13 protein-coding genes and 1 pseudogene are annotated in these 14,320 nt (G+C 58.4%); 3 read left to right on the top strand and 11 right to left on the bottom strand.

What is annotated here, in order from left to right:
• Positions 1 to 66: 66 nt before the first annotated feature.
• The 7 genes from AC07O1_RS24565 to AC07O1_RS24595 all read right to left on the bottom strand — a co-directional run bounded on the left by AC07O1_RS24565 (position 67) and on the right by AC07O1_RS24595 (position 6,250).
• The gene (locus tag AC07O1_RS24565; RefSeq protein WP_495090444.1) at positions 67 to 531 is read right to left on the bottom strand and encodes a translation initiation factor 2; all 465 of its coding nucleotides are present in this window, start codon (positions 529 to 531) and stop codon (positions 67 to 69) included.
• Between the two features lie 101 nt (positions 532 to 632).
• Positions 633 to 2,072: an aminotransferase-like domain-containing protein gene (locus tag AC07O1_RS24570; protein ID WP_495090445.1), complete on the bottom strand. Its 1,440-nt coding sequence runs from the start codon at positions 2,070 to 2,072 to the stop codon at positions 633 to 635.
• Positions 2,073 to 2,270: 198 nt separating this feature from the next.
• A complete protein-coding gene (locus AC07O1_RS24575) occupies positions 2,271 to 3,083 on the bottom strand; it encodes an OmpA family protein (protein WP_495090446.1) in 813 nt (270 codons plus the stop codon).
• Positions 3,080 to 3,436, bottom strand: coding sequence for a DUF4398 domain-containing protein (locus tag AC07O1_RS24580; protein ID WP_495090447.1), 357 nt, complete (start codon positions 3,434 to 3,436; stop codon positions 3,080 to 3,082). Before AC07O1_RS24580 ends, AC07O1_RS24575 begins: the two co-directional genes overlap by 4 nt.
• Positions 3,437 to 3,666: 230 nt before the next feature.
• Positions 3,667 to 4,488 carry a substrate-binding periplasmic protein gene (locus AC07O1_RS24585; RefSeq protein ID WP_495090448.1) on the bottom strand — a complete coding sequence of 274 codons (822 nt, stop codon included), beginning with the start codon at positions 4,486 to 4,488 and terminating at the stop codon, positions 3,667 to 3,669.
• Positions 4,489 to 4,568: 80 nt separating this feature from the next.
• Positions 4,569 to 5,498 (bottom strand): electron transfer flavoprotein subunit alpha/FixB family protein, encoded by a 930-nt coding sequence (locus tag AC07O1_RS24590; RefSeq protein ID WP_477768316.1) that lies wholly within the window; start codon positions 5,496 to 5,498, stop codon positions 4,569 to 4,571.
• A gap of 2 nt (positions 5,499 to 5,500) precedes the next feature.
• Positions 5,501 to 6,250 (bottom strand): electron transfer flavoprotein subunit beta/FixA family protein, encoded by a 750-nt coding sequence (locus AC07O1_RS24595; RefSeq protein WP_477768317.1) that lies wholly within the window; start codon positions 6,248 to 6,250, stop codon positions 5,501 to 5,503.
• 545 nt (positions 6,251 to 6,795) lie between these two features.
• Here AC07O1_RS24595 and AC07O1_RS24600 point away from each other — a divergent pair.
• Positions 6,796 to 8,460 carry an electron transfer flavoprotein-ubiquinone oxidoreductase gene (locus AC07O1_RS24600; RefSeq protein ID WP_495090449.1) on the top strand — a complete coding sequence of 555 codons (1,665 nt, stop codon included), beginning with the start codon at positions 6,796 to 6,798 and terminating at the stop codon, positions 8,458 to 8,460.
• A gap of 240 nt (positions 8,461 to 8,700) precedes the next feature.
• Here AC07O1_RS24600 and AC07O1_RS24605 read toward each other — a convergent pair whose 3' ends face one another.
• Entirely contained in the window at positions 8,701 to 9,591 is an 891-nt protein-coding gene (locus AC07O1_RS24605) for an AraC family transcriptional regulator (protein ID WP_495090450.1), read from the bottom strand.
• Positions 9,592 to 9,771: 180 nt separating this feature from the next.
• Between AC07O1_RS24605 and AC07O1_RS24610 the strand changes: the two genes are divergently transcribed.
• Complete coding sequence (locus AC07O1_RS24610; RefSeq protein ID WP_494993968.1) at positions 9,772 to 10,824, top strand: NAD(P)-dependent alcohol dehydrogenase; 1,053 nt, start codon at positions 9,772 to 9,774, stop codon at positions 10,822 to 10,824.
• Positions 10,825 to 10,839: 15 nt separating this feature from the next.
• On the opposite strand, the pseudogene AC07O1_RS24615 reads toward AC07O1_RS24610, so the two are convergent.
• Both AC07O1_RS24615 and AC07O1_RS24620 read right to left on the bottom strand, forming a co-directional pair.
• Positions 10,840 to 10,953 (bottom strand): annotated as a pseudogene (locus tag AC07O1_RS24615) (IclR family transcriptional regulator); the annotation flags it as partial.
• Between the two features lie 146 nt (positions 10,954 to 11,099).
• The gene (locus AC07O1_RS24620; protein WP_495090451.1) at positions 11,100 to 11,882 is read right to left on the bottom strand and encodes an SDR family NAD(P)-dependent oxidoreductase; all 783 of its coding nucleotides are present in this window, start codon (positions 11,880 to 11,882) and stop codon (positions 11,100 to 11,102) included.
• Between the two features lie 210 nt (positions 11,883 to 12,092).
• Here AC07O1_RS24620 and AC07O1_RS24625 point away from each other — a divergent pair, with 210 nt between their 5' ends.
• Positions 12,093 to 13,241, top strand: a complete 1,149-nt coding sequence (locus AC07O1_RS24625) for an aldose epimerase family protein (RefSeq protein WP_495090452.1) — start codon at positions 12,093 to 12,095, stop codon at positions 13,239 to 13,241.
• Between the two features lie 101 nt (positions 13,242 to 13,342).
• Here AC07O1_RS24625 and araH read toward each other — a convergent pair whose 3' ends face one another.
• Complete coding sequence (gene araH / locus AC07O1_RS24630) at positions 13,343 to 14,311, bottom strand: L-arabinose ABC transporter permease AraH (protein ID WP_123583067.1); 969 nt, start codon at positions 14,309 to 14,311, stop codon at positions 13,343 to 13,345.
• Between the last annotated feature and the right edge of the window lie 9 nt (positions 14,312 to 14,320).

Raw genomic sequence — 14,320 nt, forward strand, 5'->3', positions numbered from 1 at the left:
AACAGCCGTGACTGACCAGTCTCCGACAAAGCGTCAAGACCGTGGGTCACAGCAAGGTGTTTGTACTTACTGTTTGAACTGGAAATCCAGCGCGGCACCTTCGACCTCGCGACGCTCTTCATTACGTAGCTGCAACCCCATTTCATTGTTGAGCAAGCGACCATTGAGCTGAAACGGACTGTCCGACTTCGGTTTTGCGCCAAACAACTTTGGCAGTAATGGCTGTCGCCTGGTCTGCAGCAGTGCACCCGGGGGCTGCAAATCCCTGACCATATCCTGCGGCAGGCTCAAGTCCAGATTGACCGCAGGCAACGGGGTTTGCACTACTTCACTTGCCGGCTTTGACTTGGAAGCGATGGGCGCACGCTTTTTGACAGGCGCGTGTTTTTTTACCGATGCAGGCTTCTGCGATTTCGCCGTGGAGGCAGCCACAACCGGCTTGTCCTGGCTGGAAGCCGCCATCACCGTCACGTTATTGAAGACACTCAATAAGCAGACTAACAACCAACCAACAGGAAAAATCGCTTTCATAGGCACTACAGCACTAACGGCAGAGGGGGCATATGCTCGCTTGTTGAACGGTCCATGACAAGCTCCCGATAAGCCGACCACTCGACGGGACCCGGCCCCTGTCAGAAACCGCCCGACGCCTCCTGACAAAGCTGACTTGCGAGCATGCCCAAGGTCATCAGCGTTCGCTCGGCCTCGCGGTTCCACGGAATGCCGCAATTCAATCGAATGCAGTGATTGAACTGCTCGGTGTTACTGAAAATCAGCCCCGGCGCGATGCTGATGCCCTGTTGCAAGGCGCGCACATGCAGTTCTTGGGTATTGACCCGGCCAGGCAGGCTGACCCAGAGGATGAAGCCGCCGGTGGGTCGGGTCATCTGCGTGCCTTCCGGGAAATACTGCTGCACCGCCAGCTGGAAAGCACTGAGGTTCTTGCGGTACTCCTGACGGATATAGCGCAGATGGCGATCATAACCGCCGTTCTCCAGATAAGACGCGATCCCCATCTGAGTGACGCTGCACGCAGAATGGGTGCTGAAAGTCTGCAAACGCTGGATTTCCTGTTGGTACTTACCGGCGATCATCCAGCCGATCCGTACACCGGGTGACAAGGTCTTGGAAAAGCTCGAGCAGTAGATCACCCGATCCAGCCGGTCGTAGGCCTTCAGTGCCTTGGTACGGCCCTGCTCGAACATCAGTTCGCCGTAAATATCATCCTCGACAACCTGGATATCGAAATCCGATGCCAGACGCAGCAACTGCTTCTGTCGCTCCTCTGGCATGGTGCCGCCCAACGGGTTACTCAGGCGCGTGGTCAGGACCAGGGCCTTGATCGACCACTGGTTCGCCGCCAATTGCAGCGCTTCAAGGCTCATGCCAATGGCTGGGTCGCTCGGGATCTCGATGACTTTCAGGCCCAGCAGATCGGCCAGTTGCAGCAGTCCGTAATAGGTCGGCGACTCAGCCGCGATCAGATCGCCTGGTCGGGTCAACACCCGCAACGACATCTGCAAGGCGTCGACGCAACCGTGGGTGATCACCACTTCCGATGGATCGACCACCACACCGGCATCACGCATACGAATCGCCACTTGTCGGCGTAACGGTTCAAAACCCGGGCTAAACATGTAACTGAAGGCCCGTGGGCTATGAAAGCGCGTGACCTTGGCCAATTGCTGATGCAGAGCACGCACCGGCAGATAGTCGACACTCGGAACGGCGGCCCCCAGCGGAAACACGCCTTCGCGCCGCGACTCGACCAACACCTGCTGAATGATGCTGCTGCGAGTGACCAGACCTGGCCGCTCGACCCGGGCGATATCCGGGGTTGGCGCTGTCAGGGCCGGCGTCTGGTGCACGTAATAACCGGACTGCGGCCTGGCACGAATCAGCCCCTGGTCTTCGAGATTGGCGTAAGCCTGAAGCACCGTCGCATGGCTGACGTTGAGCTGCGAGCTCATCTTGCGTACCGAGGGCACGCGCTCGCCCGGCTGATAGACACCACGACGGATATCCTCAGCCAATTGCTGAGCGATACGTTGATAGAGCAAGAGATTGGTCATGACGCAGCACTCGATTTCACGGGCATTTTATTTTTGTGCAGAACAATACCGGAACAGTTTAGAAGTGTACGGGGACAGTTGCCACAATAGTTGACCGTACAGTGCAGTGTCAGCAAAAACTGTACTGTATTGCGAGCCAATTCGCAGGTACAAAAAAGCCCGGCACCTCAGGTTACCGGGCTTTCAGTGGCGAGGGTCTTAGCGGGAAGCGCCGAGCTGGCCTTTCTCGTCGGAGAACACAATTTCCACGCGGCGATTCTGCGCACGTCCGCGCTCGGAGGCGTTGGCCTCCACCGGATACTCATCGCCGTAGCCTTCGACCTGGATACGCTTGTCCTCGATACCCAGATCAATCAACACGTCGGCAACTGCTTGAGCACGATCGCGAGACAAACTGAGATTGTCCTGCTTGCCGCCGGTGCTGTCGGTATAGCCTTCAATCCGCACTACGCGCTTGGGATTGAGCTGGAGGAACTGAACGATTTTCAGCACCGTGCGATTGGCCGAGTTTTTCAAGTCCGCTTCGCCGGTATCGAACAACACATCCCCCAAGGTCATGACCAGACCGCGATCGGTCTGAGTCGTTGCCAGGCTGATGATCTGCTCTTCCAGCCATTTGCCCTGCTGCTGCACGCTGAGCAGCTTGGCCTCACGCAAGGCCAATTGCAGGCGCTGACGCTCCAGCTCAAGTTTTGCCGTGCGCTCCTGGTTCAGTATCTGTTCGCTGTGTTCGCGGGCAATTTCACTGTAGCGCTGGCTCAGGTAGGCGTAATGCGCCACATCCTTACCGCTGCCCCAGTAGCTCGACAGACGATCGGCGCGAGCCAGAGACTCACCGGCGCGAATCACGTCCTTGGGCGCGACGCGCAGCACATTCGAGTCTTCCTTGACCTTCTGGAAGTCGGCGCTGGCCTGGCGCAAAGCGGCGTCACTATGCTGGCCGGCACAACCGTACAGGCTCGCGCAACCGGCCAATAGCAGACCACCGAGTACTCTGGTCTTCAGGCTCATTGGGCATCTCCCAGTTGCTTGCGCAGGCGAGTGATACGGGTGTTGAGCACTTTCAGTTGTTCCTGGCTTTTCTGGGTCAGGACCCGTGCTTCAGCCAGACGGGCGTCCAGCTCAGCCTGTTCAGCTTGCATGCGCGCGTCCTTGAACGATTGGTGAACCATGTCAGCCTGAGCCTGGGTGAACTTGCCTTCAGCGAGTTTCAGCTCAGCGACGTCTTCAGTTGTCGCGCCCACGGCTCTGGCTTGTTCCAGGGCTTGCCCGGTCAAGCGCATCTGTTCATTCGGCGCCGGATCGGCTGCGCAACCGGCCAGAGCCAGAACGGCCAGGACAGCGAAAAGAGGTCGAATAGTCACTAGAAAATCCCAGGGTGCGTTCTTAATAAAGGGCGGATCGCGTTGATGCTGTGGTCGTGCCAGGCAAGGCGCGGGACGCAGGAGATGCTTTTCGCCTCTTCAAGTCCCGCAACGCAGCATGGCTCGACCACAGCTTCAACCCGAAGGGCCTGGCCCCAATGCTCATTGTTCCTGTCTCACCCCGATTTTGGCGGGGCGACGGCGCGACCGTCATTTATTGAGGACGCACCCTAAAGTTTTGGGCTGACGGGTTGCTGTAACTGTGCCTTCCAGCGCTCTAGATTGCGCTGCAGCACGGCTTCCGTCAGACCGGACGCGGGCAATTCTGTCATCTTTTTGGCCAACTGTCCGCGTAACCATGGGTCGTTGCAGGCAGAGTTATGGGAAACCGCGAGGAACAGGCCCGGTTTATCAATCGGTTGTGGATGGGCCGCCAGATCATTGGCCATCCCCAGAGTCTGGGCCGTCGCCATTCCTGCATAGCGTCCGGCAAGTACGTATTGCACCTCGCCTAAAAGCAGCTTCTGAAAAGCCTCGGTCAGGTTGGGCAGGCGCACAAGGCTCAACTGCGCCTTGGCGAACGCTTCAAACGGCTGGGTCAAACGGGCCTTTTCCGACACAGCACCAGGATGACCGTGCAAGTCTTTCGCCTCGTTGTAGGCCAGCACCGAATCCTTGCGAGTCCAGACCAGATAGTCGTTCTCCACCAACGGTGGATGAATGTAATCCAGCGTTTCCAGTTCATTCACCGTCAACGGTGCATCGGCGAGGATGTCCATACGTCCGCTGCGTACTTCATCCAGGGCTTGCGAGCGCAGGCCTGCGTACAGCAACTCGACCTTGAGCCCCAGCTCTCCCGCGATCTGTTGCAACAGATCGGCGCTGGCACCGATCAAGTGTGTCGGGTCTTGCGGGTCGCGCCACAGATACGGCGGTGCATCCGGGCTGCCGGTCACCACCAGGCGTTCGCATTTGCCTGCTGCAACCGACAGCACAGGCAAAACCGAAAGGCCCACAAGCAATGACAGGCCACTCCAGCGACGCAGATCCATGGCGAATTTCTCCCACTCAAATCAAAGACAATAAAAAGCCCGGCCAAAAGGCCGGGCTCTTTATAAGTCAGGCCGCTGGATTAGACCAGCTTCTCAAACTCGGGGATGGCTTCAAACAAGTCCGCCACCAGGCCGTAATCGGCCACCTGGAAGATCGGCGCTTCTTCGTCCTTGTTGATCGCAACGATCACCTTGGAGTCTTTCATGCCGGCCAGGTGCTGGATCGCGCCGGAGATACCGACGGCGATGTACAGCTGTGGTGCAACGATCTTGCCGGTCTGACCGACCTGCATGTCGTTCGGTACGAAACCGGCGTCGACCGCAGCGCGGGAAGCGCCAACAGCAGCGCCCAGCTTGTCGGCCAGGGCGTAGAGGTGCTTGAAGTTGTCGCCGTTCTGCATGCCGCGACCGCCGGAAACGACGATCTTGGCAGCGGTCAGTTCCGGACGATCGGACTTGGCCAGTTCTTCGCCAACGAAGCTGGAAGTGCCAGCGTCGTGAGCAGCCGCAACCGCTTCAACGGCAGCCGAACCACCTTCAGCGGCAACCGGGTCGAAACCGGTAGCACGCACGGTGATGACTTTTACCGACGCGTTGGACTGAACGGTAGCGATGGCGTTGCCGGCATAGATTGGGCGCTTGAAGGTGTCAGCGCTTTCAACCGAGATGATCTCGGAGATCTGGTCAACGTCCAGCTGAGCGGCAACGCGCGGCAGGATGTTTTTGCCGTTGGAGGTGGCGGCAGCCAGGATGTGGCTGTAGCCCTTGCCCAACTCCGCTACCAGCGGTGCAACGTTTTCTGGCAGTTGGTGTGCGTAGGCAGCGTTGTCGGCGACCAGCACTTTGGCCACGCCAGCGATTTTGGCGGCAGCTTCAGCTACAGCGCCAACGCCCTGACCGGCAACCAGAACGTGGATGTCACCACCGATTTTGGCGGCAGCCGCCACGGTGTTCAGCGTGGCCGGGGCCACTACTTTGTTGTCGTGTTCGGCGATTACCAAGATAGTCATGATTAGATTACCTTCGCTTCGTTTTTCAGTTTCTCGACCAGTTCAGCCACCGACTTGACCTTGATGCCTGCGCTGCGTGCAGCCGGCGCTTCGACTTTCAGGGTTTTGTTGGTGGAGGCGGTGGAAACGCCCAAAGCGTCAGGAGTCAGCACTTCAAGCGGCTTCTTCTTGGCTTTCATGATGTTTGGCAGGGACGCATAGCGCGGCTCGTTCAAACGCAGGTCGGTGGTGACAATGGCCGGCAGTTTCAGCGAAACGGTCTGTGCACCGCCGTCGATTTCACGGGTCACGGCAACGTTGTCGCCAGTGACTTCGACTTTCGAGGCGAAGGTGCCCTGACCGTAACCGCTCAGTGCAGCGAGCATCTGGCCAGTCTGGTTGTTGTCGCTGTCGATGGCTTGTTTGCCAAGGATCACCAGCTGAGGCTGTTCCTTGTCGACAACAGCCTTGAGCAGCTTGGCAACGGCCAGGGAAGTCAGGTCTTCGGCGGATTCGACGAGGATGGCGCGGTCGGCACCCAGAGCCAGCGCGGTGCGCAGTTGCTCTTGAGCGGTGGACGGGCCGATGGAGACGACGACGATTTCAGTCGCAACACCTTTCTCTTTCAGGCGTACGGCTTCTTCCACTGCGATTTCGCAGAAAGGGTTCATCGACATCTTGACGTTAGCGAGATCGACGCCGGAGTTGTCCGCTTTGACGCGAACCTTGACGTTATAGTCGACCACTCGTTTGACAGCTACAAGAACCTTCATGGATTCCTCGTTACTCTCCGGTGAAAAGAAAGTCGCCTAGGCGAACCTGGCGGTTGATGCTCATCGGGCACAAGGGCACCTCTAAAAACGCCGGCATTTGTAATGGTGACCCAGCTCACGAAGCGTGATGACCGTTCGTCAGTGGTGACTAACGAGTCATTCTGTGTCGCGACGTGTAAACTTCGCGCCAAACCTGAGCTGCGCGTCACCTTGTACTGCCTTCGCCCTGTCTTTAGAGGTGCTCTTGAAACCAACAGTCAGCCTACGGCGAGCGCAAAACCGCCCGTATCTTGACCGGAACGCCTATTCCGGTCAATACGGCAAAATGGTCAGTTTTAAGCCGCGCTTCTTTGATTTATCTGGCCTCCAGCAAATTCAAACAAACGTTTGTATTGGACGCTGGGAGTGGTGTAGATATAATGCGCCGCTTAGAGAGAAAGGTGATTCATCCATTGTCTCCTCTGCGCAGGCGCGCAGGAAATAATGGATGCGACATCAAACCTCCAATTAGAAAAAACTGTTGAGCCTTGAGTAGGAGATAGTCTGTGGAACGCGAATACATGGAATTCGACGTGGTCATCGTCGGTGCCGGCCCCGCTGGCCTGTCTGCTGCCTGCCGACTAAAGCAGAAGGCTGCCCTGGCCGGTAAGGAAATCAGCGTCTGCGTGGTCGAGAAAGGCTCCGAAGTCGGCGCTCATATCCTCTCCGGTGCCGTGTTCGAACCACGCGCCCTGAACGAACTGTTCCCGGACTGGAAGGAACTCGGCGCCCCGCTGAACACGCCGGTCACCCGTGACGACATTTTCGTCCTCAAGAACGCTGACAGCGCCGTCAAGGTCCCTGACTTCTTTGTGCCCAAGACCATGCACAACGAAGGCAACTACATCATTTCCCTGGGTAACCTGTGCCGCTGGCTGGCCCAGCAGGCCGAGAACCTGGGCGTGGAAATCTACCCGGGCTTCGCCGCTCAAGAGGCGCTGTTCGACGAGAACGGCGTGGTCCGCGGGATCATCACCGGTGATCTGGGCGTCGACCGCGAAGGTCAACCCAAAGAAGGCCTGTACACCCCTGGCATGGAACTGCGTGGCAAATACACGCTGTTCGCCGAAGGCTGCCGTGGCCACATCGGCAAGCAACTGATCAAGCGCTTCAACCTCGACACTGAAGCCGACGCTCAGCACTACGGTATCGGCCTGAAGGAAATCTGGGAAATCGACCCGGCCAAACATCAGCCAGGTCTGGTGGTCCACACCGCCGGCTGGCCGCTGGATATCATGGGCACCGAGAACACTGGCGGCTCCTTCCTTTATCACCTGGAAAACAATCAGGTGGTGGTCGGTCTGATCGTCGACCTGTCTTACAGCAACACTTACCTGTCGCCATTCGACGAATTCCAGCGCCTCAAGCATCACCCGGTGCTCAAGCAATATCTGGAAGGCGGCAAGCGCATCAGCTACGGCGCCCGAGCCATCAGCAAAGGCGGCCTGAACTCGTTGCCGAAAATGGTCTTCAAGGGCGGCGCGCTGATCGGTTGCGATCTTGGCACCCTGAACTTCGCCAAGATCAAAGGCAGCCACACCGCCATGAAGTCCGGCATGCTCGCCGCTGACTCCGTTGCAGACGCGCTGTTTGCAGGTTCCGAAGGCGGCGATGAGCTGAACGCTTACGTTGATTCGTTCAAAGCCAGCTGGCTCTACGACGAACTGTTCGCCAGCCGTAACTTCGGCCCGGCGATCCACAAGCTCGGCGCTATCGTCGGCGGTGGTTTCAACTGGGTGGATCAGAACATCTTCGGCGGCAAACTGCCGTTCACCCTGCGCGACACCAAGCCAGACTATGCCTGCCTGAAGCTGGCGGCCGACTGCAAGAAGATCGACTATCCGAAACCGGATGGCAAAATCAGCTTCGACAAACTCAGCTCGGTGTTCATCTCTGGTACTAACCATGAAGAAGAGCAGCCGTGCCACCTGAAGCTGGCCGACGCGAGCATCCCGATCAGCAAGAACCTGCCGCTGTACGATGAGCCTGCTCAGCGTTACTGCCCGGCTGGCGTATATGAAGTAATCACCAAGGAAGACGGCGAGAAGCGCTTCCAGATCAACGCCCAGAACTGTGTGCACTGCAAGACCTGTGACATCAAGGACCCTTCGCAGAACATCACCTGGGTTGCGCCGGAAGGCGCGGGTGGACCGACTTACCCGAATATGTAAGTCGCAGGCTTGAACATCAAGGCTCCCGAAATGGGGGCCTTTTTGTTGCCTGGAGAAAACACACCGCCCCTTGTAGCAGCTGGCGAAGCCTGCGTTCGGCGGCGCAGCCGTCGTAAACCCGGCGTACGCGCATTATCTGGAAGACCGAAGTGGCTGATTTCACGACGGCTGCGTCCGAACGCGGCCCGCACCGAACGCAGGCTTCGCCAGCTGCTACGGAGACCTCGCGGCGCCTGAAATCTAAGCCACCCGCTCATCCCCCGGATTACGCTCAAAGTAGCGCTTGTACTCGCGACTGAATTGCGACGTGCTCTGATAACCCACCCGATGCGCAACCTGCGCCACTCCCAGCCCTTCCGACAGCAACAACTGCTGCGCCTTGAGCAAACGCAAGCGCTTCAAATACTGCACCGGCGACAACAAGGTGCTGCGCTTGAAATGCTCGTGAAAGGTCGACGTGCTCATGTTCGCGCAACTGGCCAGAGTCTCGACGTTCAGCGGCTCGGTGAAATGCGCATGCAAGTGACTCAAGGATGCGGCAACCCGCGCAAACTGCCCCTGCTGTTCGACCAGCGCTCGCAGCACATCAGCCTGCGGGCCGCGCAACGCCACGAACAACAACTCACGCAACCGCGCCTGCCCCATGACCTGACACTCCAGCGGATCGTGCAGGCAGTGCAACAAGCGCTCGACACAGCCACGCATGCCGTCATCGAGTACCGCCGAGGTCATGGACTCGGGGGTTTGCGCAGGCGTATTGCGCCCATGCACCAACCCCATAGCCAACACCAGTTCGCCCAAAAGCGCGCGGTCGATGGCAATCGAAACCCCGAGCAATGGCGCATCAGCCATGGCAAACGTTTCGCATTCGAAAGGCACCGGCAGTGCCTGAATCAGGTAATGCCCGGCACCGTATTCCAGCGTACGCGCGCCCAGATAGGCGACTTTGCTGCCTTGGGCAATGATCATCAGGCTCGGCTCATAGATCTGCGGGCCACGCGCCACATCGCAACTGGCTCTGAGTACATGCACGCCGGGCAAGCGTGTCGGCACGAAACCATCACGGGTCGCCAACGGCTGAATCAGCGCAACCAACGCGGCATTGGCATCGAGATGACGGGTCAACAACATGGCAAAAACTTCACGAAAAAAGGGATGAAAGCATCATCGCAGGTCTGAGCGCCAATGCGACCTATCCACCGAGGATGCCGGAGGAATAGGCATAAGACGCGGAGGAATCGTCATGGCCGGTGAGGCGGACGGCGCGGAAAATCCCCCACCTCCCCCGTCACTGCTTTTGCGAGGTTCACCATGTATACCGCCATCGGTTACGCCGCCCAGTCAGCCACCACTCCCCTAGCCCCGATGACCTTCGAACGTCGCAGCCCGCGTGCCGACGACGTAGCGATCGAGATTCTCTACTGCGGCGTCTGCCACTCCGACATCCACCAGGCCCGCAACGAATGGGGCATCGCCGTTTACCCACTGATGCCCGGCCACGAAATTGTCGGCAAAGTCACCGCCATCGGCGCCAATGTCACCGCCCACAAGGTGGGTGATCTGGTCGGTGTCGGCTGCATGGTCGACTCCTGCCGCCACTGCGAAGCCTGCCATGCCGACCTCGAGCAATATTGCCTCGAAGGTCCGACCCTGACCTACGCGACCCCGGACCGGGTCGACGGCAGCAACACCATGGGCGGTTACTCCGACAGCATCGTAGTCAGCGAGCACTTCGTCGTACGTATCCCCGAGACACTCGACCCGGCCAGCGCTGCGCCGATTCTCTGCGCGGGCATCACCACCTACTCACCGCTCAAACACTACGGCGTGAAAGCCGGCGACAAAGTGGGGATTCTCGGCATGGGCGGCCTCGGTCACATGGGCATCAAGTTTGCCAAAGCCATGGGCGCTGAAGTGACGTTGTTCACCCGCTCAGCGAGCAAGGCCGAAGAAGGTCGTCGCCAGGGTGCGGACCACGTAATCGTCTCCACCGACGCCGAACAGATGAAGGCCGCAGCCGGACAGTTCAACTTTTTGCTCGACACCATTCCGGTGCAGCACGATCTCAACCCCTACCTCGATACGCTGCGCTTCGACGGCGTGCACATCCTCGTCGGCCTGATCGAGCCGATCGATCCGCCCATCCACGCCGCCAAACTGGTACTGGGTCGTCGAGTGCTGGCCGGCTCGTTGATTGGTGGTATCGCAGAAACCCAGGAAGTGCTGGATTTCTGCGCCGAGCACAACATCACCTGCGACATCGAAATGCTCGACATCCGCCAGATCAACGAGGCTTACAGCCGCATGATCGCCGGTGACGTGAAGTACCGCTTCGTCATCGACATGGCGACCTTGAAGGTCTGATCAGACGTTAGCGGCTTATACCTTACCTCCTAGCTCTGCCGATAGCCGAGCCGTGCCCCCTTTGATCAGGGGAATCAGCTCGGCCATTTTTTCCAGCGGCATGTATGGCACCGTGCTGGCGGTGCTTTGGCTGGGCACGAAGACCTCATCGGCGAAACGGCCCGCTCAAACAACCCACAGGGACGCTGGTCGAGCCGGCCTTCTACGCCGAGCGCAGAGGGGACTATCGTTCACTGCCTTTGATACAGCCGTTTTTTTGAGGGTGCACCAAACGCCTAGACCCAACCACCATCGACGATGAAGTTTTGTGCAGAACACATGGAAGACGCCTCGGAGGCCAGGAAAAGCGCCATGTTTGCTATATGGAAAGGTTCCACGTTACCCGGCAGGCATTGGCTGCGGCTAATCAACTCCCTGGCGGCATCGTCAACCCAGAGCGCGAGCTGCTTTTCTGTCATCACCCATCCTGGAACCAGGGTGTTGACCCTGATACGCCATGGCCCCAACTCCCGTGCCAACGCCCTGGTCATGCCGTGGGTTGCCGCTTTACTGGCCGCGTAGACCGGGTATCCACTGGAGGCCATCATCCAGCCAATGGAGCCCAGATTGATGATCGCGCCCTCTCCGGCGGCCTTCATCATGGGGACCACCGCCCGGGCGGCAAAAAAAGCATGCTTCAAATTGACGGAAATCAGTTTGTCGAAAGTCTCCGAGTCAACTTCATCCAAGGTGTGCCTGACATCATTGGCGGCATTGTTCACCAGGACATTCACAGGCCCCAGGGTCTGCGCAAAGCGTCCAATCGCCTCCTTATAAGCGCTCTCGTCAGTGATATCACAGTGAGCGAACTCGACCCTATGGCCCTCAGCCAACAATTGGGCCGCCAACTGCTCACCTTGGCTTTTGGCCATGTCCACGAACGCAACCTTTGCTCCCTGCCGGGCAAAAGCGCAAACCATGGCCTCACCGATCCCCGAGGCACCGCCGGAAATCAATACGGTTTTATCTTTGAGGTCGGTGTACACGGCCGGCACGCCGGCGCCCGTTTCATTAGTCATATGACGGTTACTCCACAGTAGGCACTTCGATTCAAGCAGCGGGACTCATGGTGCGCTCGGGCACTCATGGATCATTTTCGCCAGCCACCAAATTAGTCTTACTTTATATTGCAAAATCAGTCTTTCAGACTATAAATTTACTGCTTTTTCGACAAAATATCGCTAATTAGTAGAACTATTAAACTTAAAACAACAAAAGGACGTTCAACCATGCCGCAATCCCGACACCTGCTTTCCGGCCTCGGCCTTTCCCTGATGATGGCCAGCCTCGGCGTCCAGGCCGCTGGCCTGTCCAGCGAACACAAGGCTTTTGGCAAGACCCATGATGGAACCGCCATCGAGCAATATGTGTTGCGCAACAGCCATGGCATGCAAGCCACGGTCATTACCTACGGCGGCGTCTTGCAATCGTTGAAAGTGCCGGACAAGAACGGCAAGTTCGAAGACGTGGTACTGGGCTTTGACGATGTCCAGGGTTATCAGAGCGGCAAGGCATTCTTCGGCGCGACCATCGGACGCTACGGCAATCGCCTGGCCCAGGGTGCCTTCGAACTGGACGGCAAGCGTTACCAGATGCCGCTCAACGATGGCCCCAACTCGCTGCACGGTGGTGCGCTGGGTTTCGACAAGCGCGTCTGGAAAGCACAACCGGTCAACAGCAAGGATTCGGTCGGTGTGACCTTGAGCTACCTGTCGCCAGACGGTGAGATGGGCTTTCCCGGCAACCTGAAGGTCGAGATCACCTACAGCCTCAACGACCATAACGAGCTGCGCATCGAGTACAAGGCCTCCACCGACAAACCCACGGTGCTGAACCTCACCAACCACAGTTACTTCAATCTCGCCGGGGCCGGTAACGGTGACGTGCTCAAACAGCTCGCCACCTTGCACGCCAGCCATTACACACCGGTCAACGGCACCTTGATTCCAACCGGTGAACTGGCCCCGGTAGCCGGCACACCGATGGACTTTCGGCAACCGACCGCCATCGGCCAGCGCATCAAGGATGATCATCCGCAACTCAAATTCGCCGAGCCGAAACAAGGTGGTTTTGACTTCAACTGGGTCCTGGATGCCAAGGGTGATCTCAGCCAACTCGCCGCCGATGTGCGCGACCCGCAATCCGGTCGCCGCTTGCAGCTCTACACCAGCGAACCCGGAGTGCAGTTCTACACCAGCAACTTCCTCGACGGCTCGGTCAAGGGCAAGGCTGGTAAGGCCTACGGACACTGGAGCGCATTCACCCTGGAGACCCAGCACTACCCCGACTCGCCGAACCAGCCAGGCTTCCCTAGCACACGACTGGATCCAGGCCAGACATATGCCCAGAACACCGTCCTGAAGTTCTCGGCCGACTGAACCTGACCCAGAACCTGGTCTTGCAGGAGCTGTCGAGCCTTGGCGAGGCTCGACAGCTCCTGCATTGAACGCATAGAACATCCCACATTGAACAACCGCGATCAGCGTTGTTTCATGCGGTCGATCACCACGGCCAACAGCAGGATGGAACCCCGAATCACGTACTGGTAAAACGTGTCGATATTTTTCAGGTTCATCGCATTCTCGATGATCGCCAGAATCAACACCCCGGCAATCACGTGCCGAATCATGCCGATCCCGCCGCTCAACGACACCCCACCCAGCACGCAGGCGGAAATCACCGTCAATTCGAAACCCTGGCCGATCATCGGCTGGCCGGAGGTCATGCGCGAAGCCAGGATCACCCCGGCCAAGGCACCGATGACCCCGTGCACGGCGAAGATGATGATCTTGGTCCGGTCGACGTTGACCCCGGCCAGCAGCGCCGCTTCCTGGTTGCCGCCAATGGCCATGGTGTTGCGCCCATAGGTGGTGTAATTGAGCAGCCAACCAAAAAACAGGAAACAGCCGATGGTGATCAGGATCGGCACTGGCACGCCGAACAACTGGCCATTGCCATAGATGAAGAACTGATCCTGGGACACGCCGACTGCCTTGCCGTTGGCAAAGATATAGGCCAGGCCACGCACGATTTGCATGGTCGCCAACGTTGTGATCAGCGCGTTGATCCGCAGCTTGGCAATCACGATCCCGTTGATCAGCCCGACAAGCAGCCCCAGCAGCAGCGCCGCGCCGATACCGAGCAACACGCTGTCGGTGTCGCGCATTACCACCGCGGCAACGACCCCGGCACAGGCAATCACCGAGCCCACCGACAAGTCGAAATGTCCGGACGCCAGGCAATACAACATGGTGCACGCGGCGATGCCCGTGGTGGAAATCGCCAACCCCAGGCCGCGCATGTTCAGGGGCGAGAGGAAGTTGTCGATGAGCAGGGTGCAGAGCACAAAGATCCCCAGTGCCGCCAACAGCATCGCCCAATTATCGAGCAGGGCGCGCACATCCAGGGGTTTGTGCGTCGTCGGCAACGCGTTGTTTTGGGTTGTCATAGTCACCTC

Source organism: Pseudomonas sp. GW821-FHT07G10 (genome assembly GCF_059418545.1).

Coding starts and splice junctions, on each gene's coding strand:
- AC07O1_RS24565 (WP_495090444.1), bottom strand. CDS start 531: ATGAAAGCGATTTTTCCTGTTGGTTGGTTGTTAGTCTGCTTATTGAGT.
- AC07O1_RS24570 (WP_495090445.1), bottom strand. CDS start 2,072: ATGACCAATCTCTTGCTCTATCAACGTATCGCTCAGCAATTGGCTGAG.
- AC07O1_RS24575 (WP_495090446.1), bottom strand. CDS start 3,083: ATGAGCCTGAAGACCAGAGTACTCGGTGGTCTGCTATTGGCCGGTTGC.
- AC07O1_RS24585 (WP_495090448.1), bottom strand. CDS start 4,488: ATGGATCTGCGTCGCTGGAGTGGCCTGTCATTGCTTGTGGGCCTTTCG.
- AC07O1_RS24590 (WP_477768316.1), bottom strand. CDS start 5,498: ATGACTATCTTGGTAATCGCCGAACACGACAACAAAGTAGTGGCCCCG.
- AC07O1_RS24595 (WP_477768317.1), bottom strand. CDS start 6,250: ATGAAGGTTCTTGTAGCTGTCAAACGAGTGGTCGACTATAACGTCAAG.
- AC07O1_RS24605 (WP_495090450.1), bottom strand. CDS start 9,591: ATGTTGTTGACCCGTCATCTCGATGCCAATGCCGCGTTGGTTGCGCTG.
- AC07O1_RS24610 (WP_494993968.1), top strand. CDS start 9,772: ATGTATACCGCCATCGGTTACGCCGCCCAGTCAGCCACCACTCCCCTA.
- AC07O1_RS24620 (WP_495090451.1), bottom strand. CDS start 11,882: ATGACTAATGAAACGGGCGCCGGCGTGCCGGCCGTGTACACCGACCTC.
- AC07O1_RS24625 (WP_495090452.1), top strand. CDS start 12,093: ATGCCGCAATCCCGACACCTGCTTTCCGGCCTCGGCCTTTCCCTGATG.
- araH (WP_123583067.1), bottom strand. CDS start 14,311: ATGACAACCCAAAACAACGCGTTGCCGACGACGCACAAACCCCTGGAT.